The organism is Pelagibacterium sediminicola (genome assembly GCF_003390885.1).
Lineage (GTDB): Bacteria > Pseudomonadota > Alphaproteobacteria > Rhizobiales > Devosiaceae > Pelagibacterium > Pelagibacterium sediminicola.
Genome location: NZ_QMEL01000001.1, coordinates 244,762 through 267,552, shown reverse-complemented (window position 1 = coordinate 267,552; position 22,791 = coordinate 244,762). Strand labels below are relative to the sequence as shown.

Below are 22,791 nucleotides of genomic sequence, written 5' to 3'. Positions count from 1 at the left end.
CATTGATGCCGGACAAGAACATTATTGTCATTCCGGGATTTATTCCCGGAATCCAAGGCGATTTCACCCTCATTTCGGGATTTTCCGATCCTGTCGAAACGGGAAGCGTTAACTGCCGGCCAGCGTTTTCTTGAGCGTTTCCATTACCCTCGCGCGTTCCTCGTCATCGGCCGCCGCGCGCAGGCGGTCCGACAGGGAAATGATGAATTCGGCATAGGCATTGTGCCAGTCATGGACCATCTGTTCGTGGCTGATGCGCTTGGTTGCCGAATGGACGATTTCGCCCGCCCGGCCCGCCAGAAGCGTCACGGCATCGTCGAGTTCGGGCAGGATCACCTGGTCGGACGCCAAGCCGTTTTGCAGCAGGGCCGTTCTCAGCGTCTGGCGCGGCTCCTCGTCGCCATGAACGAGGAATACGGCCCCCGCCACGGGCTTGCGCTTTTCGATCCAGTCGAGAAGTTCGGAATGGTCCGCATGGGCCGAATAGTTCTGGATGGTCCGCACCGTTGCCCGCACCGGCACCAGAGTGCCGTGGATGCGCACTTCTTTCGCGCCGGACTGGATGACCTGCCCCAGCGTGCCCTGCGCCTGATAGCCCACGAACAGGACGGTGGCGTTGTGGCGGAAAAGATTGTTGCGCAAATGGTGCTTGATGCGCCCCGCCTCGGCCATCCCCGAGGCCGACATGATCACCGCCCCGCCATGGATGGCGTTGAGTCCCTTGGATTCCTCGACGTCCTCGATGATGCGGAAGCGCGGGTCGGCGAACAGTTCGTCAGCCGAAAGGTCCATGTCCTCGAACCCGTCCGCGAACTTGCCGAACACCCCGGTCACCCGGCTGGCAAGGGGCGAATCGAGCGCCACGAGGCTGGGGTTGATGGTCCCTTGCTTGATCAGAACCCCGATGTCGTGCAGCAATTCCTGGCTGCGCTCGACAGCGAAGGTGGGGATGATGAGGTTGCCCCCGCGTGCCATGGCGTCGTTGATTTCCGTTGCCAGCGCCGCGCGGCGATTTTCCAGCGTATAGGCGTCTCGCTCGCGCCCGCCATAGGTCGATTCGCACACGACGTAATCGAGCCCGGACGGGGATTCGGGTTCGAGATAGAAGGTCTTTTCATTGGGCCCGATATCGCCGGAAAAAAGGATGCGGACGGGGCGTTCCCCGCCATCCTCGATCTCCACCTCGATCGAGGCCGAGCCAAGAATATGCCCCGCGTTCCAGTAGCGCGCCCGCACCCCCGGTCCGGGTGCGATCCATTCGCCATAATCGACGTCACGCAGGTGCTTGAGGGCTTTTTCGGCGTCTTCGAGTTCGTAAAGCGGCTCGGCGGGCGGCTCGCCCCGGCGCTGGCGCTTCTTTGTTTCGCGCGCCGCCTCGCTTTCCTGAATGCCCGCCGCGTCGGCCAGCAGGAATTTGAGCAGCCCATTGGTGGGCGCGGTCGAAAAGATCGGGGCGCGCGACCCGTTGCGGTACAGCCGGGGCAAAAGCCCCGAGTGATCGATATGGGCGTGGGTGAGCAGCACGTAATCGATATCGGAAGGGGTGAAGGGGAAGGGCTTGTAGTTGAGGTCGCGGACCGATTTGTTGCCCTGGAACAGCCCGCAATCGACAAGGAACGCCCCCTTGTCGTGGGTGATGCGGTAGCATGAGCCGGTGACCGTTCCGGCCGCGCCGAAAAAGGAAAGCTGGACCGCCATGATCTATCGCGGCGCCCGTTTGGCGAGGATGCGTTGCAGCGTGCGCCGGTGCATGTTGAGCCTGCGGGCGGTTTCCGAGACGTTGCGGTCGCACAATTCGTAAACCCGCTGGATATGCTCCCAGCGCACCCGGTCGGCGCTCATGGGGTTTTCCGGCGGCTCGGGCTTGACCGCCTCATCGGCCAGAAGCGCCTTTACGATATCGTCGGCGTCGGCCGGCTTGGCCAGATAGTCGACCGCGCCCAGCTTTACCGCCGTCACCGCCGTCGCGATATTGCCGTAGCCGGTCAGGACCACTGCGCGCGCATCGGGGCGCTTTTCATGAAGCGCCGAGACCACCTCGAGCCCGTTGCCGTCCTCGAGGCGCAGATCGACCACGGCAAAGGCGGGCGGGCCGGCCTTCACCGCCGCGAGCCCCGCCGCGACGCTCTCGGCCACCGAAACGATGAATCCGCGCTTGTCCATGGCGCGTTCGAGCCGGGTGAGAAAGGGCTGGTCGTCATCGACCAGAAGCAGCGTGCGCTCGCTCTCGTCAAGGCCGGACAGATCGGTCATCGCATGAACTTTCCGCTGTTTTTTCTTTCTTTTATCGCCAAACCGGCGCCAAGGTCAAAGCCGTTCGCCCGGCTATTCCGCCGCCGCCTCGAGCACGGCGCGCGCCCAGGAAATCTCGACGCAGGCGTGCCCGTTGGGTTTTGCGTTGAAAAACCGCAAGCTTGCCCCCGTGCGCTCGAGCAGCGTCTTGGCGATGAAAACGCCCAGGCCCAACCCACCTGCGCCGTCCGGGTCGCGCGGGTCCGGCTCGCCTTTTTCGCGCCAGCGCGAGGTCAGGAACGGTTCGCCCAGCCGGCTCAGAAGTTCGGGCGCAAAGCCCGGTCCGTCATCGGTGATGGTGATGGTGGCGCGCTTTGCGTCCCATCCCGCCCCGATGGTCACTTCCCGCCGCGCGAACTGCACCGCGTTCTCGATGAGATTGCCCAACCCGTAAAGAAGACCCACATCGCGCGGAACGACAGGCTCTTCACCCCCATGTCCAAGGCGGGCGATGGAGATGGATTTGCCCGCCCCCGCTGCCGAGCCTTCATGCGGCTTGGTCAACTCGGCGATGATGTCCGAGAGCGGCACGTTGTCGAAGATGGCCGCCCCCGTGGGCTTGAGGCTGCGCAATTTGCCAAGGATGGCGCGGCAGCGCGCCACCTGATCGAGGATAAGGTCGAGATCGGCGGCCAGATCCGCGTCCCTGGCCTCGCGCCTCACTTCCTTGGCCGCAAGGGCGATGGTTGCCAGCGGGGTGCCCAGCTCGTGCGCGGCGGCGGCGGCCAGCCCGTCGAGGGCCGAAAGCTGCTGCTGGCGCGACAGCGCCAGTTCGGTCACTGTCAGCGCATCGGCAAGCTGGCGCGCCTCGTGCGCCACCTTGTTGATATAGCCGGCAATGAACCCCACCCCGCACAGGATCGCCGCCCACACCCCCAAAAGATAGAGCGCCGGCGGTGAAAAGGGCGCGGCGGGGTCCCAGGGGATCGGCAGGTGAAACAGCGCCAGCGCCGAGGCGATGAGTGCCACCAACCCCACCAGCAGCAGCGTTTCGCGCGAGGGCAGCGTCGAGGCCGAAACCGAGACGGGAGCCAGCAATAGCAATGCAAAGGGGTTGCCCAGCCCCCCGGTGAGATACAAAAGCCCCCCCAGTTGCAGGCAGTCGAAGGCAAGCTGGTAAAAGGCCAGGCGGCTGTTTGGCCGGTGCCCGGGTCCGAAGCGCACCAGAAGTCCGGTGTTGATCGCAACCGAAGCCGCGATCAGCACGAGGCAGGCGATGAGCGGCAAGCGATAGCCGAGCCCGAAATGGACGATGAGAACGCTCAGCAACTGGCCGGCGACCGCCAGCCAGCGCAGCAGAACCAGCGTTCCGAGCCTTAAGGGCCGCGCCGCGCGCGGAATGGGGAAAAGATCGGGTTCAGATAAAACGCTCATCGTGGGACGGGTCCTTTTTTGCGCGTGGGCGTTTTGTTAGGCGCTCTAAGTGGGCACCACTTATTCGGTTCGGAACCGCGATAAATCAAAGACTTGGAGCTTCCGTTTTGATTTCATCAAAATAGGAAAAGCTCTAGCACAGGATTTCAAGAGGAAAAAATCGCAAATCTTCGTCTTGATCGCGCGCCCCCGCTTTCCCAAATGACTCTCATTCGAGACTGGAGACACCGACAATGAACACCGCATTGATCAAACCCGAGTGGTCCGCGCTGACCATCGCGCTGATGGTGCTCGGCTTCATCATCTTCTGGCCTCTGGGATTTGCCGTTCTGGCCTATATCCTGTGGGGCGAATATTTCGGCGGCAGCAAGGAGCAGGCCGAAACCTGGCTCAAGAACAAGAAGGGCGCCTTCAAGTCCAGGGGCGGCTGCCATGGCCGCGCCCGGCATCGCCACCAGGCCACCGGCAACGCGGCTTTCGATGACTACCGCGCCGAGCAGTTGCAGCGCCTTGAGGACGAGCGCCGCAGGCTCGAAGAGGAACGCGAGGCTTTCGAGCAATATCTCGCCAATCTTCACAAGGCCCGCGACCGCGAGGAATTCGACCGCTTCATGCGCGAGCGCAATGCCGGCCCCGCCGAGGGTGGCCAGGCGTACTGACAAGACTGAAAAAATACCCATCGGGCCTTCGGGTTTCCTCCTCCCGTCCTGAAGGCCCCAACGGCACACGCCCTTCCCTCCGGCGTGTGCCGTCTTTTTTTCTCCGCCCGGTCCCGCCGCAAGGCATAATGAGCCCAGCGAATCGTGTCTTTTTTAAAGGATCGGTGTCCCGATGGGGCTCAGAACCCTTTTGAACCCCCGCTTTCCGGCCAGCGTTGCGCTCAGCATCGATGGCAGGGATGTCACCGTTGCCGTCAGGGTCTCGGACCGGGCCAAAAGCTATCGGCTGTCGATTTCTCCGCGCTCGGGCCCGGTGCTGACCGTTCCCCGCCGGGGCCGCTGGGCCGATGCCGAAGCGTTCCTCGTCCGCCATACCGGCTGGCTGGGTGCAAGACTTCAAAGCGCATCTCCAGCCGCAAGGCTCGAAGACGGCGGCAGCGTGCCCCTGCGCGATGTCGCCCACCGCATCGTTTCGCTCGACCGCCCGCGCGGGCTCGTCATGCGGATCGAGGGGGCGGATGGCCCCGAAATCCACGTGCCCGGCGGGTCCCTTCATTGTCGGCGGCGCCTCCTCGACTGGCTCAGGGCGCAGGCCCGCACCGATCTTGAAGCGGCCTGCGCCATCCACGCGGCCAATCTGGGGGTTGAGGTGGCCGGGATCGCGCTGCGCGACCAGTCCTCGCGCTGGGGCTCGTGCTCGTCGGCGCGAAGGCTCAATTTCAACTGGCGGCTGGTGATGGCCCCGCCCTTCGTCCTCGACTACGTCGCCGCCCACGAGGTCGCCCATATCCTCGAAATGAACCACGCCCCCCGCTTCTGGCGCACCGTCGAACGGACGCTCCCGGACTATGAAAGAGGCAGGGCCTGGCTCAAGGCCAACGGGCAGGGCCTGATGGCGATCGATTAGAGCGTTTGGAGTTTGGCTGAATCATCGGCGTGGCGGCGGCTTTGCTCTGGACCCCGGTAATAAATAACGGGGTCCAGCGCGATCCGGGCCCAACCATCCGGCATATCGTTTCCATCAAAGACTTGGAGCTCCTGTTTTGATTCCGCCAAAACAGAAGCTCCAGGTGATGGAAAATTTTAACTGAACGGATTGAACGCGATCCGTTCAATCCGTTCAGTTATGATCCGGCCGTCAATTTGCGAAGATCGAATTGAGCAGGGTGCCGATATTGTCGTTGGCCGGCGCCTGCCCCTCTTGGGGCACGTAGACCGCGTTGGGGTCCGCCACCCGGTCCTGAAGGCGCACATAGGAGCCCGGCAGGTCGGCGACCTGCAAGCCCTCATGGGCCTTGGTCATGAAATTGCGCCAGATCTGGGCGGGCACCTGGCCGCCATAGACGCTGGTCGAAGAATCGTCGTCATTGCCCAGCCACACCCCGCCGACCCAGTTTGCCGTATAGCCCACGAACAGGGCATCGCGGTTGCGTTGCGAGGTGCCGGTCTTGCCCGCCATCGGCCAGTTGCCCAATTGGGCGCTACGCCCGGTGCCCGCCTCGACGCCGGTCCTGAGCATGTCGTTCATCATGCCCACCTGCTCGCTGGTCATCACCTGTCCGGGCCCGGAAGGGACCGCTTCATAGAGCACATCGCCATCGGTGGTGGTGATGCGCGTTATGACATTGGCGATCACCCCGTGCCCGCCATTGGCAAAGGGGGCATAGCCCGCCGTCAACTCGAGCAGCGAAACCTCCTGGGTGCCCAGCGCAATGGCCGGCACGGCCATGAAATTGGAGGAAAAGCCCATGCGATAGGCGGTCTCGACGATGTTTTCGGGGCCCACATCGATGGCCAGCCGGGCAGCGACCGTGTTGATCGAATAGGCGAGCGCATCGCGCAGCAGCACCGGTCCGACATAGCGGTCGTTGGAGTTCTGCGGCGACCAGCCATTATACTCGAACGGCTCGTCGATCATCAGCGTGTCCGGCGTATAGCCCTGCTGGAGCGCTGCGAGATAAACGAAGGGCTTGAAGGCCGACCCCGGCTGGCGGCGCGCCGTCACCGCGCGGTTGTACTGGCTCTGGGTATAGTCCACCCCGCCCACAAGCGCCCGCACCCGCCCCTCGGTGTCCATGGCCACCAGCGCCGCCTGGTTGAAGTTGCGCGCCTCGGCATATTCGAGCACCGCCTCGCGGATCACGAATTCGGCGTGCTTTTGCAGTTCCCAGTCGATGGTGGTCTGGACGACCACGTCCTCATGCACTTTGCCCAGATAGGCGTTCATCAGCGTTTCCACCCAGTCCGCCACGTAATATTCCGAGCCCGCCACGCGGGTCGGCACGCTGGTGCGGTCCTCGTCGATAGCGGCGGCGTCCGCCTCGGCCTGGGTGATGTGGCCCTCGCGCACCATGTTGGCGAGCGCCAGCCGCTGGCGTTCGATGGCGCGTTCGGGGTGGCTCTTGGGGTTGTAGGTCGAGGGCGCCGGCAGGATGCCGGCCAGCATCGCGGCCTGTCCGAGCGAAAGGTTGCGCGCCGAAATTCCGAAATAGGTCTGCGCCGCCGCCTCGATCCCGGTCGCGCCCGAACCGAAATGAACGCGATTGAGATAAAGCTCGAGAATTTCTTCCTTGGTGTAATGATTTTCGAGCCAGACCGCGAGCAGCGCCTCCTGCACCTTGCGGCCCAGCGTCTGGTCGGGGGTCAAAAACAGGTTCTTTGCCACCTGCTGGGTGATGGTCGAGGCCCCGCGCGTCACGCGCCCGGCGCGCACGCTTTCGACCGCGACCGAAGCAAGCCCGATGGGATCGACGCCGAAATGGGAAAAAAAGCGCCTGTCTTCCGAGGCGATCACCGCCAGCGGCACGTAATAGGGCAGTTCGTGATAGGAAAGCGCCTCGCCCCCGGTCTGGCCGCGGTTGGAGAGCAACTGCCCGTTGGAGGCCAGCACCCGGATATTGGGCGGACGCTCGGGCACCGCCCAGGTGTCGGACGAACCCAGTTCCGCGCCGTAATAAAGGATGATCCCGCCCACCGCGATGCCGCCCAGAATGGCCATCGAGAAGGCGAAATAGATGGTGCTGATGAAAAACCCGCCAACCCCGGAGCGGCGCTTTTTCGGCTTTTTCGGTCCCCTGGGCGGGCGTCCCTTTTGCGGCTTGGCCGCAGGCCTGGCGCTGCCGGGTTTTTTGCCCTTGCCGCTATCGATGCGGTCATCGGGGGAAAGGCGAAGGTCCATGGGCGGTTCACTCATCGGGCCACGTGGGGATCATCATGGGCAAGGAACGGGAGCGGGGTGCCGATAGATGTCGTGGCGATGCGGCATGCCCCTTGGTTGCAAACGTTCTTCGTCCTCAATTGTGGCCGGTTTATGCGTCTGTTTCCACTCCGGATGAAAGGTGTTGCATCGGAGCAACGCCGTCAGATGTCGAGGTTGGAGACCGAAAGTGCATTGTCCTGGATGAAGTCGCGGCGCGGCTCGACGAGATCTCCCATCAACTGGGAAAAGATATTGTCCGCATCGTCGGTTTCCTTGACCTGGACCTGCAGGAGCGTGCGCGCATCGGGGTCCATGGTGGTTTCCCAGAGCTGTTCGGCGTTCATCTCGCCCAGCCCCTTGTAACGCTGGAGCGAAACGCCCTTCTGCCCGGCGCTTATCATGGCTGAAAAGAGCGAGCGGGGCCCGTAGATCTCGGTCGATACGTCCTTGCGGGCAAGAGTCGGCACCCCGCCATAGATCTCGTCGAGCTTGCCGGCCAGCGCCCGCAGCTTGCGCGCATCGGCGGACCCCAGAAGCGCGGCATCGAGCGCATGGGATTCGGCAACGCCCCGGACGACGCGGGTAAAGACATAGCCCCCCTCCCCGTCGAGTTCGGCTTTCCAGGTCCGTTCGGTTTCGTCCGACATGCGGTTCAACCGGTTGGCGACCCGGTCGGCCAGCCCCTGGGCGGCGGCCGTGTCTTCCATGGCGGCGGGATCGAGCGCGCCCACGACCGCGGCCTGCTCGATCATCTGGCGGTTGTATTTGGTGTTCTGGGCATCGATCAGGTGGAAAAGATCGCGCGCCTGCTCGACGATCCCCAAAAGGTCGGCACCGGCATGGGCAAAGCCCGCCCTTGTGGTCAGAACCGCGTCCTCGACCCCGGAGGCCAGGAGATAGTCCTCGCGCGCCCGCTCGTCCTTCAAATATTGTTCCGAGCGTCCGCGCGTCACCTTATAGAGCGGGGGCTGGGCGATATAGAGATGGCCGCGCTCGATCAATTCGGGCATCTGGCGGTAAAAGAAGGTCAGCAGCAGCGTGCGGATATGGGCGCCGTCCACGTCCGCGTCGGTCATGATGATGATCTTGTGATAGCGCAGCTTGTCGGGGTTGAACTCCTCACGCCCGATCCCGGTGCCGAGCGCCGTGATGAGCGTCCCAACCTGATCCGACGAGATCATGCGGTCGAACCGGGCGCGCTCGACATTGAGAATCTTGCCGCGCAGGGGCAGCACGGCCTGGGTGGCGCGGTCGCGGCCCTGCTTGGCCGACCCGCCCGCCGAATCGCCCTCGACGATGAAGATTTCCGCCTTGGCCGGATCGCGCTCCTGACAGTCGGCGAGCTTGCCGGGGAGCGAGGAGATTTCCAGCGCCGATTTGCGGCGGGTCAACTCACGCGCCTTGCGCGCCGCCTCGCGGGCGGCGGCCGCTTCGGCGACCTTCGAGACGATGGCCCTGGCTTCGCCGGGGTGTTCCTCGAACCACTGGTTGAGTCTGTCGTTGACGACACTCTCGACGACCGGACGGACCTCCGAGGAGACCAGCTTGTCCTTGGTCTGGGAGGAGAATTTGGGATCGGGCACCTTGACCGAGAGCACGCAGGTCATCCCCTCGCGCGTGTCGTCGCCGGTCAGCGAGACCTTTTCCTTTTTAAGCACGCCGCTTTGCTCGGCATAGCCCGTCACCTGCCGGGTGAGCGCGCCCCTCAGGCCTGCAAGGTGCGTGCCGCCGTCGCGCTGGGGGATGTTGTTGGTAAAGCACAGCACGTTCTCGTGGTAGCCATCGTTCCACCACAGCGCCACCTCCACCGTGATGCCGTCCTTTTCGGCCGAGATGAAGATGGGGGGATCGATGAGCGGCGTCTTGTTCTTGTCGATATAGCGCACGAACGCTTCGAGCCCGCCCTCGTAGTGAAGGTCGGCCTCGACCGGTTCGGGGTGCCGCAGGTCTTTGAGGATGATGTGCACACCCGAATTGAGGAAAGCCAGTTCGCGCAGCCGGTGCTCGAGGGTCTTGTAGTCGAATTCGATCATGGTGAAGGTTTCGGGCGAGGGCATGAAGCTCACCTCGGTGCCCGAGCGGCCCTCATAGGCGCCGGTGACCGCCAGCGGCGCGTCGGCCACCCCGTGGGTGAAGCTCATCTCGTGCACCTTGCCCTCGGCGCGGATCTTGAGCTTGAGCCAGACCGAGAGCGCGTTGACCACCGAAACGCCGACCCCGTGCAGGCCGCCCGAGACCTTGTAGGAGTTCTGGTCGAACTTCCCCCCCGCATGGAGCTGGGTCATGATCACTTCGGCCGCCGACACCCCTTCTTCCTTGTGGATGCCGGTGGGAATGCCCCGCCCGTTGTCGGTGACGGTGACCGAGCCATCGGCGTTGAGCGTGACGGTCACGAGATCGGCGTGGCCGGCCAGCGCCTCGTCGATGGCGTTGTCGACCACCTCGGTGACCATGTGATGCAGGCCCGTGCCGTCGTCGGTGTCCCCGATATACATGCCGGGGCGCTTCCTGACCGCATCGAGGCCCTTGAGGACCTTGATCGAATCCGCGCCGTATTCGCCAGTGCCGGAAAGCTCGGGTGTATCGCTCATGGGAAGAGAATCAGCTCTTTTTGGGACAGATGAATCTTCTATCCGATCCGCCCCCGTTCCCCAAGTCTTTGGAGCCCGATTGCGCCGGATTTGTTGGGGTTTAACCGCCCAGCGGGGCCACGTGGCCCTCGCTGACCGAAAAACGCTGCGCCCGGGCGCCAAGTTCGTCGAAAAGCACCGGATCGGTTCCCGTCATCCAGCATTGGGTTTCGAGCCGTTCGAGCGCATCGAACAGGGCCGCCCGGCGCCTGGGATCGAGATGGGCGGCGATCTCGTCGAGCAAAAGGATCGGGGTGATCCCGGTCATCTGCTGGACGAGCCGCGCGTGGATCAGCACCAGCCCGATCAGCAGCGCCTTTTGCTCGCCCGTCGAGCACAGCCCCGCCGGCATCGCCTTGCCGCCATGGGTGACGGCAAGATCGACCCTGTGCGGTCCCAATGTGGTGCGTCCCGCCGCCCGGTCAAGGGCGCGCGCATCCCTCCAGCGCGCGATCAGCCCGGCTTCGAGCGCGCTCGAGGTTTCGGGCGCAAAATCCTCGAAAAGCGGGGAGAGGTCGAAAAGCGCTTCGGGGAATCCGGTGTCTGCGACATTGGCCGTCATCACCGCCTGCAGATGGCCAAGCGAATCGGTGCGCGCGAAATGGACGGCGCTGGCGATCTCGGCCATCTGCGCCTCGATGGCCGACAGCCAGGCCGGGTCGCCCCCCTCATCGAGCAGCCGGTTGCGCTGGCGCATGGCCTTGTCGAAATCATTGACCGCCGCCGAATGGCCGGGAATGAGGGTCGTCACCAGCCGGTCGAGGAATCGCCGCCGGTCCGAGGCGGGGCCGGAAAAAAGCCCGTCCATGGCCGGGGTCAGCCACAGGATGCGCAGATAGTCGCTCATCTCCTCGACCGAACGCGCATTCGCCCCGTTGATGCGCACCCGCCGCCCGCCCGCATCGCCTGTTGCGCCGGTTCCGATATCGGCGGGCCCGAAGGGAGTCTCGATGGTCGCGGCCACCGCCCATATCCCGTCGCTGCCCGAAAGCGCCAGCGTTTCAAAGGCGGCGCGGCGCAACCCCCGTCCGGGCGAGAGCAGCGAGATAGCCTCGATGAGGTTGGTCTTGCCCGCCCCGTTCTCGCCCACCAGCACCACATGGCGCGGATCGAGGTCGAGCGCGGCGCTGGTGTAGTTGCGAAAGGCCGAAAGGCGCAGGCGGGAGATGTAGCGGTCGGGCATGTGGTCTGGCGAATAGGGAACAGGGAATAGCGAATAGGGCGGGCCAATCGGCTATTGGCTATTCGCCACTCACTATTCGCTCCCTTATACCCGCATCGGCATCAGGACGAACAGCGCCTGGGTGTCCCCCTCTTCGCGGACCAGGGTCGGCGAGCCTGCGTCGTTGAACAGGAACACCGCGTTCTCCGTGCGGATCTGGGAAATGATCTCGAGCAGGTAGCGCGCGTTGAACCCGATCTCGAATCCTTCGAGATCGAACCCGGCGGGCAGTTCCTCGTTGGCGGTGCCGTGGTCGGGATTGGTGACGGTCAATTCGAGCTGGCCGGGGCTGAGCGCGAGCTTCACCGCCTTGCCGCCGCGCTCCGAGGCGATGGTCGAGACGCGGTCGACGGCGCGCGAAAGGCTGTCGCGGTTGATCACCAGCTCCTTGTCGTTGTTCTTGGGCGTCACCCGCTCGTAATCGGGGAACGAGCCCTCGATGAGCTTGGAGAGCAGTACGACCCCGCCAAGGGTGAAACGAATCTTGGTGTCGGACAATTCCACCGTCACCTCGCCCTCGATGCCGTCGAGAAGCTTTAAGACCTCGGCGACGGTCTTGCGCGGCACGATGATGCCGGGCATGCCCGCCGCGCCCTTGGGCGCCTCGGCCTCGACCCTGGCCAGCCGGTGCCCGTCGGTCGCCACCGCCCGCAGCACCACGCCTGCCTCGCTGTCGACCGTGTGCATGAAGATGCCGTTCAGATAGTAGCGGGTCTCTTCATTGGAGATGGCGAACTGGGTGCGCTCGATCAGATCCTTGAGCGTTTCGGCGGGAATCGCGAAGGTGTGGGTGAAGGCGCCCGATTTGAGGTCCGGGAACCCGTCGGGGTTGAGGCACTGGAGGTGGAAGCGCGAGCGGCCCGAGGAAATCTGCATCTGCTCGTTGCCATCGGTTTCGAGCACGACGTCGGCGCCGTCCGAGAGCTTGCGCACGATCTCGTAAAGCGTGTGGGCGGGCACGGTGGTGATGCCGGGCGTGCCGGTCATGGCCGGAACCGTCTCGGTCACCTCGATGTCGAGATCGGTGGCGCGCAGGTCCAGTCCCTCGGCGGTGGCGCTCATCAGGACGTTGGCAAGGATGGGATAGGTATTGCGCCGCTCGACCACGCGGTGCACATGCCCCAGCGATTTCAACAGATGGTTGCGCTCAAGCGTGACCTTCATCGCTTACCCTTACCGTTTTCAAAACCGTTCGCCGTCCGGCAAAATACCGGGCGCAGACCCTGCATCGCTTGGGCGCAAAAGGCAAGGCCCCAGCCTGTCGCAGGGGCCTTAAACCAGAAGGGTTTCAAGAGATTTTTACGCGGGCGCGGGGCCTACTCCTCGAGCATGCGTTTTAGGAGTTCGATCTCCTGGGTGAGTTCGCCATCCTCGCTCATCAATTGCTCGACCTTGCGCACCGAATGCAGGACCGTGGTGTGGTCGCGCCCGCCGAACCGGCGCCCGATCTCGGGCAGCGAGCGCGCCGTCAGCGATTTGGCCAGATACATGGCGATCTGGCGCGGGCGCACCACGTCGCGCGAGCGGCGCGAGGAGAGCAGGTCGTTGCGCGGCACCTTGAAGTGGCGGGCGACGATCTTCAAAATATCCTCGATCCGGACGCGCGGGGCCTCGCGGTTGCGGATGAGGTCCTGGAGCGTCTTTTCGGCCAGCCCCACCGTGATGGGCTCGCGGGTGAGCTGGTTGGCGGCCACCAGCCGGTTGACCGCCCCGTCCAGATCCCGCCCATGCGAGACGATGGAGCGGGCGACATAGTCGATGACCGCGTCGGGAAACACGACCCCCGAGAAGCGCGCGGCGGCCTGGTTGGCGCGCTTGGTGACGATGGCGCGGCGCAGTTCGGCATCGAACGGGGCGATGGGAATGACCACCCCGCCCGAAAGCCGGGAGCGCACGCGGTCGTCGAGCATTTCGAGATCGCGCGGAGGGGCGTCGCCCGCCACAACGATCTGCTTGGTGCCCGAAATGAGCGTCGAGAGCGTATGGCCGAACTCGGTCGCCGACTTGCCTTGCAGGAACTGCATGTCGTCAATCAGCAAAAGGTCGATGCGCCTGAGCCACTCCTTGAAGGCCAGCGCCGACTGGTGCTTCACGGCGGTCATGAAGTGGTACATGAAATGATCGGCGGTGAGATAGACGATATTGCGCGTGCCTTCAGCCGCCCCCGCCGCCCAGGCGATGGCGTTGAGAAGGTGGGTCTTGCCCAGCCCCACGGTCGAATGGATATAGACCGGATTGAAGGTCACCGCGTTGTTGGCGGCGGCCGATGCCACCTGCCGGGCCACCCCCAGCGCCATCTCGTTGGCGCTTCCGGCAACGAAGCTCTCGAAGGTGAGCTTGCGGTCGAGCGCGCTGCCCACCAGCGCGTCGGGGCGCTGGACGAGCGGCTGGGCCATCTGGGTCAAAGGCTGGACGGGCCGCACCTCGGCGGGCGCCGTGTCCTGGCTGTCGGGTTCGGCCTGGGCCACGAGCCGGGGGCGGGCCTGCCCGTTGACCCTCACGGTGATATGGAGCCGGGCGATCGCGGAATCCTCGGCGGCGAACGCCTCCATGATCTTTTCGAGATAGTTGGACTGGATCCAGGAGCACAGGAATCGGGTGGGAACGGAAAGGTGGGCGAGATCGCCGACCACTTCCTCAAGTTCGAGCCGGGCGAACCATGAGGTGAATACATCCTCGCCCACCGCTGCCCTCAGCCGCGCCCGCACGCGCAACCACACCTGATCGGCGTTCACCGCCATAGCTTTCACCCCGCTTTTCGCCCCTGCCGCCTCGCGCGGTTCGGTCCCCGCGTTCTGGTCTTGTCCCTGCGGCCGGTTTCCCCAAGTCGCGCGATCGGTTGCCGCGATCGATTCCATTTTCGTTGAGCCTCTTCTTAACAGTTGGGCCGCCCGTCCCCGGCAGCCGATTTCCCCATTCTTTCCGTCCGCTTCCGGACAACAGAACTCCCTCACCCCACGAGTTCAATCGTGGGGATGGGTGTTACAACCAAGTTGAAAGCGGCGCCGGGGCGCCATCGGGCATGACCGAAACGCGTCATGCCGAAATAATGTCGGAAATTTTTAAAGGAGCATGTCTGCTGGAGTATCCGGCTTCGGCAGTAAAGTGCTTATGCCAAGATGTGATCCGTGCATTCCTACCCCCGTTATTTCCAGGCAGCGGTTGCGTTCGTCTTGAAGTCCGCCGCTCTCGTTTTCGTCCAATGGGGCCATTTTAGACAGCCAAATTTTAGCGCACAACCGCTGAATTCGTCAAAATTGGGCTTGACTCGCATTCCTGCCGGGCCGGGGGTTTTGTCGCCGTCGTGGAGGGAAAAGTAAGGGTATGTGACTCCTTGCTGAATCAAGTCCCGAAGCCCTGCGGCACAGCCGGATTAATTTTTCTCCCCCCGCGTGGCAAAGGCCAGGGACGAGGTGACAATGACGGATGGATGACGGAATCGTCTTTGAGATTCAGCCCACGAAAAAGCCCTCACGAGGAGGGCTTTGGAAACTTGTTCTAACCGCTTCTTGTATACATCGGGCGCGGAAAACGTCGATTCGGTCAGGCGCCGATGGTCTTGACCCGCCGTGCGAGCCGGGAAACCTTGCGGCTGGCCATGTTCTTGTGGAACACGCCCTTGCCGGCGGCGCGCTGGAGCTCGGATTCGGCAGTCCTGAGCGCGGCGGCGGCCTCGTCCTTGTTGCCCGCCGCGATCGCTTCCTCAACCTTGCGCAGGAAGGTGCGGACGCGGCTGCGGCGCGCGGTGTTGACAGCGGTCCGCGTTTCGATCTTGCGGGTGGCCTTCTTGGCCGAAGGGGTATTTGCCATTCTTTATCGTCTTTCCTCGTGGCGCCCGGCCAAGCCAGCCGGGGAAAATGCCTTGCGTGCTCATTCCCGCTTATGAAAGAGGCGAGCACAACCGGAATGGCCGGGGCGCTGCCACGGCCGGTGAAGGCCGCTCTATAGGGGGGCGCCTCAAAAGAGTCAATGCTGACAGGAGGGGCAGAAAAAGCTCGAACGCCCCGCCTGGACGATGCGGGCGACAGTGCCCCCGCACCGGGGTTTCAGACACGGCTCCCCCTCGCGGCCATAGACGGCGAAGCTGTGCTGGAAATAGCCCGGGGTGCCGTCCGAGGTGCGAAAGTCGCGCAAGGTCGATCCGCCCGCCTCGAGCGCTTCCTCGAGCACGCCGCGGATGGCGGGCACGAGGGCCAAAAGCTCCGTGCCCGGCGCGCCATTGAGGGCAACGACGCTCCCGCCGGGCCGCCTTGGGTCGATCCCGGCGCGGTGGAGCGCCTCGCATACATAGATATTGCCCAGCCCGGCAATGATCCTCTGGTCGAGCAGCAATGTCTTGATCGGCCCCTTGCGGCCCTGGAGCGCGCTGGCCAGCCCATCGGCGCTCAACTGATTGCCGAGCGGTTCGGGCCCGAGGGGGGCGGTAAACGGGTTGGCGGCGTCCGGCGCGTAAAGTCCCATGAACCCGAAGCGGCGCGGATCGGCATAGGAAAGGGTGAGCGGCCCGTGATGGGGGTGGACGAGCCGGGCGGCAAGATGGACGTGACGCCCGCTTTTATCCCCCTCATCGCGCCGGGAGGGCTCGGCGATCGGGTGATCGGACACCAGATACGCCCCGGTCATCCCCAGATGGGTGAGCCAGACCGCGCCGCCCGAAAGGGTAAAAAGCAGATATTTGGCGCGCCGGTCGAGCGTTTCGATGGTCTGGCCGGCAAGCGCTGTGGCGAACCCCTGGGGAAAGGCAAAGCGCAGGTTTTCCCGGTAGAGCGTCACCCTCTCGATCCGCGCGCCTCTGAGGAAGGGATCGAGCCCGCGCCTTACCGTTTCAACTTCCGGCAATTCGGGCATGGGATTTTACTGACTCTTTGGAGGATGCGACGCGGCTGAAACTTGGTCCGTTCGGATCACGTTTCAGCTCATTTATATATCGATCGTGCGGCCGAACCGGAAAAGCCTTCAACTTTTCCTGACCGCACTCCATCCATTCCACGCGCCCGAGGCTTGCTTTATGGTGGCCGCGAGGGTCATAACCCCTTTGAGGCGCGCAAAACAAGAGACCGGACATGCAAGAGGCCCAGACCACCACCCATTTCGGCGCCCGCACCGTTCCCCTCGCGGACAAGCAAGGGCTGGTCAACGACGTCTTTTTCAAGGTCGCCTCGCGCTACGATCTGATGAACGACCTGATGAGCGGGGGCGTGCACCGGCTCTGGAAGGACCGGATGGTCGCCCGCCTCGCCCCGCCCCGTCAGGGCGCCCGCCCCTATCGCGTGCTCGACATGGCCGGGGGGACCGGGGACATCGCCATGCGCATCCTCGATGCCAGCCACGGCCATGCCGAGGTGACCGTTTCCGACATCAATGGAGAAATGCTCGCCGTAGGCGCCGAGCGCGCGAAGGGCTGGCGCTACCCCTCAAGGGTGAAATTTGTCGAGGCCAACGCCGAGGAGCTGCCCTTCCCCGATCGGAGTTTCGAGGCCTATACGATCGCCTTCGGCATCCGCAACGTGCCGCGTATCGACAAGGCGTTGAAGGAAGCCCACCGGGTTCTGGTGCGCGGCGGGCGGCTGCTGGTGCTCGAATTCTCAAGCGTCGACCTGCCGGGGCTCGACAAGGTCTACGAGCTTTTTTCCGATCACGTCATCCCGCCCATGGGAAAGCTGGTGACCGGGGATGCGGACCCCTATCGATATCTCGTCGAATCGATCCGCAATTTTCCAAAACCCGAGGTGTTTTCCTCCATGATCGCCGAGGCCGGGTTCAGGCGCGTGACCCATACGCCATTGTCGGGCAACATCGCTGCGCTCCACGGAGCCTGGAAACTCTAGCGCGATGAGGGTTTGGCGGAACGGGCGGGGTCAGGCGCCAATGGGACTTTTGCACTGGTCCCCGGGAATAAATCCGGGGGTGACATCGGAGAATGGGGTGGACTTGCAAAAAACATCAATGTCATTCCGGTATTCATTACCGGAATCCAGAGCGGTTTCGCCCGATACACCTGCCGGTCCGCACCCGAAAAAAGCTGAAACGGTCTAGCATGGGATTGGGCGCTTATTTCCGGCTGGTGCGCGCCGGTTTCGTTCTGGCGCGCGAGGGGGCGTTCTCGCTGGCCGAGGATCAGCCCATCCCGCCATCGGCAAAGGCTCTTGTCGGCTTTGCCCGGCTGATCGAAAAGCGCGAGGTGCGCCGGACCGGGCGCGTGGCAAGGCTGGCCAACGCCCTCAACCGGCTCGGCCCCACCTATGTCAAGCTCGGGCAATTGCTCGCCACCCGCCGCGACATCGTGGGCCCGGACGTCGCCGACGATCTGGCAAAACTCCAGGACGCCATGCCGCCCTTCGACCCCGCGCTCGTGCCGGGATTGCTCAAGGAAGCGCTGGGCGACAAGGCCGAGGCGCTGACCGATATTTCTCCCCCGGTCGCCGCCGCCTCCATCGCCCAGGTGCACAAGGCAACGCTCGTTCATGAGGATGGGCACAAGGAAACCGTTGCGGTAAAGCTGCTGCGCCCCGGCATCGAGGCGCGCTTCCGGCGCGATCTCGACGGGCTTTACGCGCTGGCCGGCGCCGCCGAACGCATCGTGCCCGGCGCCAGACGCTTCCGGGGGCGGCACGTGGTCGATACCCTTGCCCGGTCCGCCGCGCTCGAAATGGATCTGCGCATGGAGGCCTCGGCCATTTCCGAAATGGCCGACAACACCAGGGACGACCCCGGCTTTGCCGTGCCGGTCGTTCACTGGGGCCAGTCGGCGCGCTCGGTGCTGACGACCAACTGGATCGAGGCCATCCCCGTGCGCGAGACGGCGCGCATCGATGCGGCCGGGCTTTCCCGGCCCGATCTCGCCCACGCGCTGGTGCGCGGCTTTTTGCGCCACGCCATCCGCGACGGCTTTTTCCACGCCGACATGCACCCGGGCAATCTGTTCGCCGACCCCGGGACCGGGGCGATCGTGGCGGTCGATTTCGGCATCATGGGCCGGCTCGGCAAGCGCGAGCAGCGCTTTCTGGCCGAGATTCTCTATGGCTTCATCCAGCGCGATTACGACCGCATCGCCGAACTCCACATCGAGATCGGCTATGTGCCCTCGACCCATGCGATCGCCGATTTCGCCCAGGCCCTGCGCGCCATCGGCGAGCCGCTGGTGGGGCGGGCCGCCGACGAGATTTCGATGGCCCGGGTTCTGGGGCAACTGCTCGATGTGACCGAGCTGTTCGATATGGAGGCGCGGCCCGAACTGGTGCTATTGCAAAAGAACATGGTGCTGGTCGAGGGCACGGCGCGCATGCTCGACCCGCGCTTCAACATGTGGGACGCCGCCGAACCGGTGGTGGGCGAATGGGTGCGGCGTGCCGTAGGACCGATCGGGCGGGGCGAAATTCTTCTCGATGAGGGCAGGGCGCTTCTGGGCGCGGTCCGCCGCCTGCCCGGGATCGCCGCCCGCGCCGAGCGCGTGCTTGCCGATATCGAGGCCGACCAGCAAAGGGCGCGAACGCGCGATCCCTTGCTGACGGCGCTCAAATGGGGTGGACTGCTGGTTCTGGGCCTTGCGGCCCTCGTGCTCCTTTTTCAGCTTGTGGGATAGGCCATGCTCGCCGGAAAGCACATCCTCGTCATCATCTCGGGCGGTATAGCGGCCTATAAGGCGATCGAGTTGATCCGCCTCATCCAGAAGGCGGGCGGCACGGCGCAGGCGATCCTGACCCAAAGCGCCACCCATTTCATCTCCCCGCTCACCGTCTCGGCGATCTCGGGCCGCCCGGCGCTGACCGAGCTGTTCGACCTCACCCGCGAGACTGAGATCGGCCATATCGAGCTTTCCCGCTCGGCGGACCTGATTGTGGTTGCGCCCGCCACGGCCAGCCTCATCGCAAGGATGGCCAACGGGCTGGCCGACGATCTCGCCTCCACCTGCCTTCTGGCCACCGACACCGATATCCTTGTCGCCCCGGCCATGAATGTGCGGATGTGGGACGCCGCCGCGACCCGGCGCAACATCGCGCTGCTGGAAGCGGACGGGGTGAAGATCGTCGGGCCCGACGCGGGCGAAATGGCCTGCGGAGAATATGGGCCGGGCCGGCTGGCCGAGCCCGAAACCGTTCTGGCGGCAATCGAGGGATATTTCTCACAAAGCTCCGCGCTCCGGCCGCTTGCCGGCAAAAAGATCGTCGTCACCTCCGGGCCGACGCGCGAGCCCATCGACCCGGTGCGTTATATCTCGAACGCCTCCTCGGGCAAGCAGGGCGTCGCCATCGCCGAGGCACTGGCCGGGGAGGGGGCGGATGTGGTGTTTGTCACCGGGCCCGCCGAGGCGGCGAGCCCCAGGGGATGCACCATCGTCCCGGTCACAACGGCGCTCGAGATGGAAGCGGCGGTCCAAAAGGCATTGCCCGCCGCCGGAGCGGTCTTTTGCGCGGCGGTCGCCGACTGGCGCGTCACCAACCCGTCGGGTCAAAAGTTCAAGAAGGACGCGGACGCAACCCCGCCCCGGATCGAATTTGCCCCCAATCCCGATATCCTCAAGACCGTGGCCGCACTGCCGGAAGGAAAACGCCCGCGTCTGGTTGTCGGCTTTGCCGCCGAAACCGGCGATCTCCGCGCCCGCGCCCGCGCCAAGCGGGAGAAAAAGGGCTGCGACTGGCTGCTCGCCAACGATGTGAGCCCGGGCAGCAGGGTCTTTGGGGGCGAGGACACCGCGATCCTCTTTTTTTCCGATGAAGGGGAAGAGGACTGGGGAGCGCTTTCAAAGCACCAGGCCGCCGCCCGCCTGGCTAAACGTATGGCCCTGACGCTCAAGGACTAATTTCTCGTCCCCCGCTTGCCTTGGCGGCGGTTTGCAGCGAGAGTGCGGGAAAATACGGGACCGCCGCCCATGAGCGCGGCAGAGGGTCTGGACAACAGGGTTTGGACGACGAAAGGTACACAATGCTGCATTTTCCCCTTGTACGGCTTTCGGGCGCGGCCGCGCTGGCGCTCTCGCTGGCCGCCTGCATGGACATTTCGATGGAAGTGGAGGTCCTGAGCCAGAGCGAGGCCAAGGGCACCATGGCCACAACCGTGGGGGCGGACATCTATCAAATGCTCGCCGCCCAGCAGGATGAGACCGATGAGGGGTTCTGCGACGATGGTGAACTTGTCGAGACGCCCGAGACCGTCTCGTGCGTCACCACCACTTCGGGACCGTTTGACGAGTTCGAGATGGGCGACGACGGCGAGAGCCCCACGATCGAGGCGATCGGGGGCGGCCAGGTCCGCGTCAGCTTCCCGCTCGGCGGTCTTGCCGACGAGATCGGCGAAGGGGTGGGCGCGGGCGAGGACCCCGAGACGCTGGCCATGATGGCCTCGATGTTCGAAGGCGCGCAGATCACCCTGACCATATCGGGCGGTCCGGTCCTCGATACCAATATGGAACTGGCTGCCGATGGTAATTCGGCGGCCCTGACGATCATGTTCACCGAGCTTTTGACCGGCGATCTCGATCTGCCCGAGGAGGCCTATGCCGTCGTCCAGAAATAGGGCGGTGGTCCGGCTCGAATGGTTCGCGCACGGCAAGGGACTGGCCTTGCCCGCGCGGCAGACGGCGGCGGCGGCCGGATACGATCTTTGCGCCGCGCTGCCTCAAGGCGAAGCGTTCGTTCTTGCGCCGGGCGCCCATGGGCTGGTGGCATGCGGCTTTGCGCTGGCCCTGCCCCCCGGTTTTGAAGCGCAGATACGTCCGCGTTCGGGGCTGGCGGCCAAGTCCGGCGTCACCGTTCTCAATGCGCCCGGCACCATCGATGCGGATTATCGCGGCGAGGTGAAGGTCATTCTCATCAATCACGGCGCAGCCCCTTTTGCCGTCAGGCGCGGCGACCGCATCGCCCAGATGGTGATTGCCGAGGTCGCGCAAAGCGAAATTGTCGAAGTCGAGGAACTCGAGGAGACGGCGCGTGGACAAGGTGGTTTCGGCTCTACGGGCGTGGGCGCTTAGCATCGGGCTGGCGCTTGTGCCGGGTGTGGCGATGGCGGCGGAAAGCGCGCAGTTCAACGCGCTGGGCTTTTCCGCCGACGGGCGCTATTTCGCCTTCGAGCAGTTCGGTATCCAGGACGGCTCGGGCTTTCCCTATACCGACATCTTCCTCATCGATCTCGATAGCGACAGCTTTGCCGGCGGCACCCCGGTGAGGGCGCGCATCAATGAGGAAACCGCGCCGCTCTCGGTGGCGCGTCAGAAAGCGTTTTCCGAGGCTGGCGAGGCGCTCAACGCCCATGACATCACCCGCCCAGCCATCCCGATCGTCCTCAGGGGCGATGGTGCGCTTAACGATGAGGGGCTCACGATCACCTATGGCCTGCCCTCTTTCGGGCTGGCGCAAACCCGGGGTGAGTTCACCCTCAGCCTCGATATCTTCAAGGCGCCCTCGACGGTCGATTGCGAGCTTTTCGAGGGCGATCCGATGGGTTACGCGCTGACCCGCGAGGCGGACGGCGAAATGGCCCAAATCCATCGCGACACGCGCGTACCCGCTTCGCGCGGCTGCGTCGTCACCTATAAATTCTACGGCGTCTACCTGCCCTTCGAGGCCTATGAGCACGATTCGGCGGTCGCGGTGCTTTCGGTGTGGGCGCACGGCTTTGAAGGTCCCGACCGGCGGTTCATCGCCCTGCCCGTCGGGGACCGCTGACAAAAAAGCGATGACGCTGACGCCTGACGAAAGCGCCCGTTACGCCCGCCATCTGGTCTTGAAAGGGATCGGGGGACCGGGCCAGCAACGGATCAAGGCGGCACGGGTGCTGGTCGTGGGGGTCGGGGGGCTGGGCAGCCCGGTCATCGCCTATCTCGCCGCCGCCGGGGTGGGCGTTCTGGGAGCTGTCGACCCCGACACGGTTTCGCTCTCCAACCTGCAGCGCCAGATCCTTTTTTCCGACGCCGATGCGGGGGCGCTCAAAACGGAAGGGGCGGAGCGCTTCGTTTCCGCGATCAACCCCCATGTGCGGTTCACCGCCCATCCCGAATGGATCGATGAGGACAACGCCGCGGGGATCATCGGGGGCTATGATCTGGTCCTCGAGGGCACCGACAGTTTTCCGACCAAGCGCCTCGTCGCCCAGGCCTGCGCGGCGGCGAAAATCCCGCTGGTCACCGGATCGCTGGGCCAGTTCGACGGCGCGCTTACCGTTTTGATGCCCTACCGCGGCGCCAACCCCGGTTTTGCCGATCTCTACCCCCAGGACCCCTCGCCCGAGGACAGCCCGCCGTGCGAACTGGCGGGCGTGCTCAACGTCCTGCCGGGGGTGCTGGGGACGATGATGGCCAATGAGGCGCTGAAACTGATCGTGGGGTATGGGGAGCCGCTGACCGGCAAGCTGCTCGTTTATTCCGCACGAAGCGGGGAGACGACGGTGCTGCGATACGGCAAGGGCCCGTGATATCTCCCT

19 protein-coding genes are annotated in these 22,791 nt (G+C 64.4%); 9 read left to right on the top strand and 10 right to left on the bottom strand.

Annotated elements, in window-relative coordinates; translation table 11 throughout:
- Positions 1-108 precede the first annotated feature (108 nt).
- From DQG18_RS01240 to DQG18_RS01230, 3 genes are all read right to left on the bottom strand, one after another.
- Entirely contained in the window at positions 109-1,698 is a 1,590-nt protein-coding gene (locus DQG18_RS01240) for an MBL fold metallo-hydrolase (RefSeq protein WP_116652400.1), read from the bottom strand.
- Positions 1,699-1,701: 3 nt separating this feature from the next.
- A complete protein-coding gene (locus DQG18_RS01235; protein ID WP_116652399.1) occupies positions 1,702-2,253 on the bottom strand; it encodes an ActR/PrrA/RegA family redox response regulator transcription factor in 552 nt (183 codons plus the stop codon).
- A 72-nt stretch (positions 2,254-2,325) separates the two neighbouring features.
- The gene (locus DQG18_RS01230) at positions 2,326-3,666 is read right to left on the bottom strand and encodes an ActS/PrrB/RegB family redox-sensitive histidine kinase (protein WP_116652398.1); all 1,341 of its coding nucleotides are present in this window, start codon (positions 3,664-3,666) and stop codon (positions 2,326-2,328) included.
- Positions 3,667-3,899: 233 nt separating this feature from the next.
- Here DQG18_RS01230 and DQG18_RS01225 point away from each other — a divergent pair, with 233 nt between their 5' ends.
- Both DQG18_RS01225 and DQG18_RS01220 read left to right on the top strand, forming a co-directional pair.
- On the top strand, positions 3,900-4,325 hold the full coding sequence (locus tag DQG18_RS01225; protein ID WP_116652397.1) for a DUF2852 domain-containing protein: 426 nt from the start codon (positions 3,900-3,902) through the stop codon (positions 4,323-4,325).
- Between the two features lie 172 nt (positions 4,326-4,497).
- Entirely contained in the window at positions 4,498-5,232 is a 735-nt protein-coding gene (locus DQG18_RS01220; protein WP_116652396.1) for a M48 family metallopeptidase, read from the top strand.
- Between the two features lie 231 nt (positions 5,233-5,463).
- Here DQG18_RS01220 and DQG18_RS01215 read toward each other — a convergent pair whose 3' ends face one another.
- The 7 genes from DQG18_RS01215 to mutM form a co-directional block, all read right to left on the bottom strand.
- Positions 5,464-7,518: a transglycosylase domain-containing protein gene (locus DQG18_RS01215; protein WP_116652395.1), complete on the bottom strand. Its 2,055-nt coding sequence runs from the start codon at positions 7,516-7,518 to the stop codon at positions 5,464-5,466.
- A gap of 167 nt (positions 7,519-7,685) precedes the next feature.
- Positions 7,686-10,115: a DNA topoisomerase (ATP-hydrolyzing) subunit B gene (gene gyrB / locus DQG18_RS01210; protein WP_116652394.1), complete on the bottom strand. Its 2,430-nt coding sequence runs from the start codon at positions 10,113-10,115 to the stop codon at positions 7,686-7,688.
- A gap of 100 nt (positions 10,116-10,215) precedes the next feature.
- Positions 10,216-11,337 (bottom strand): DNA replication/repair protein RecF, encoded by a 1,122-nt coding sequence (gene recF / locus DQG18_RS01205; RefSeq protein ID WP_116652393.1) that lies wholly within the window; start codon positions 11,335-11,337, stop codon positions 10,216-10,218.
- Positions 11,338-11,421: 84 nt separating this feature from the next.
- A complete protein-coding gene (gene dnaN, locus DQG18_RS01200; RefSeq protein ID WP_116652392.1) occupies positions 11,422-12,540 on the bottom strand; it encodes a DNA polymerase III subunit beta in 1,119 nt (372 codons plus the stop codon).
- A 152-nt stretch (positions 12,541-12,692) separates the two neighbouring features.
- Positions 12,693-14,117 carry a chromosomal replication initiator protein DnaA gene (gene dnaA / locus DQG18_RS01195; RefSeq protein ID WP_425454209.1) on the bottom strand — a complete coding sequence of 475 codons (1,425 nt, stop codon included), beginning with the start codon at positions 14,115-14,117 and terminating at the stop codon, positions 12,693-12,695.
- Between the two features lie 802 nt (positions 14,118-14,919).
- Positions 14,920-15,186: a 30S ribosomal protein S20 gene (gene rpsT, locus DQG18_RS01190; protein WP_116652390.1), complete on the bottom strand. Its 267-nt coding sequence runs from the start codon at positions 15,184-15,186 to the stop codon at positions 14,920-14,922.
- Between the two features lie 156 nt (positions 15,187-15,342).
- Positions 15,343-16,224: a bifunctional DNA-formamidopyrimidine glycosylase/DNA-(apurinic or apyrimidinic site) lyase gene (mutM, locus tag DQG18_RS01185; protein WP_116652389.1), complete on the bottom strand. Its 882-nt coding sequence runs from the start codon at positions 16,222-16,224 to the stop codon at positions 15,343-15,345.
- 215 nt (positions 16,225-16,439) lie between these two features.
- On the opposite strand from mutM, the gene ubiE reads away from it, so the two are divergent.
- The 7 genes from ubiE to DQG18_RS01150 all read left to right on the top strand — a co-directional run bounded on the left by ubiE (position 16,440) and on the right by DQG18_RS01150 (position 22,782).
- Positions 16,440-17,204, top strand: coding sequence for a bifunctional demethylmenaquinone methyltransferase/2-methoxy-6-polyprenyl-1,4-benzoquinol methylase UbiE (gene ubiE, locus DQG18_RS01180; protein WP_116652388.1), 765 nt, complete (start codon positions 16,440-16,442; stop codon positions 17,202-17,204).
- Between the two features lie 209 nt (positions 17,205-17,413).
- The gene (gene ubiB / locus DQG18_RS01175) at positions 17,414-18,958 is read left to right on the top strand and encodes a 2-polyprenylphenol 6-hydroxylase (RefSeq protein ID WP_116652387.1); all 1,545 of its coding nucleotides are present in this window, start codon (positions 17,414-17,416) and stop codon (positions 18,956-18,958) included.
- A 3-nt stretch (positions 18,959-18,961) separates the two neighbouring features.
- Positions 18,962-20,176 carry a bifunctional phosphopantothenoylcysteine decarboxylase/phosphopantothenate--cysteine ligase CoaBC gene (coaBC, locus tag DQG18_RS01170; protein ID WP_116652386.1) on the top strand — a complete coding sequence of 405 codons (1,215 nt, stop codon included), beginning with the start codon at positions 18,962-18,964 and terminating at the stop codon, positions 20,174-20,176.
- A gap of 122 nt (positions 20,177-20,298) precedes the next feature.
- Positions 20,299-20,889 carry a hypothetical protein gene (locus DQG18_RS01165; protein WP_116652385.1) on the top strand — a complete coding sequence of 197 codons (591 nt, stop codon included), beginning with the start codon at positions 20,299-20,301 and terminating at the stop codon, positions 20,887-20,889.
- Positions 20,870-21,343: a dUTP diphosphatase gene (gene dut / locus DQG18_RS01160; protein WP_116652384.1), complete on the top strand. Its 474-nt coding sequence runs from the start codon at positions 20,870-20,872 to the stop codon at positions 21,341-21,343. Before DQG18_RS01165 ends, dut begins: the two co-directional genes overlap by 20 nt.
- Positions 21,303-22,037 (top strand): DUF2259 domain-containing protein, encoded by a 735-nt coding sequence (locus DQG18_RS01155; RefSeq protein WP_157969953.1) that lies wholly within the window; start codon positions 21,303-21,305, stop codon positions 22,035-22,037. The genes dut and DQG18_RS01155 overlap by 41 nt, the downstream gene beginning before the upstream one ends.
- A gap of 10 nt (positions 22,038-22,047) precedes the next feature.
- Positions 22,048-22,782, top strand: a complete 735-nt coding sequence (locus DQG18_RS01150; RefSeq protein WP_116652382.1) for a HesA/MoeB/ThiF family protein — start codon at positions 22,048-22,050, stop codon at positions 22,780-22,782.
- Positions 22,783-22,791 lie beyond the last annotated feature (9 nt).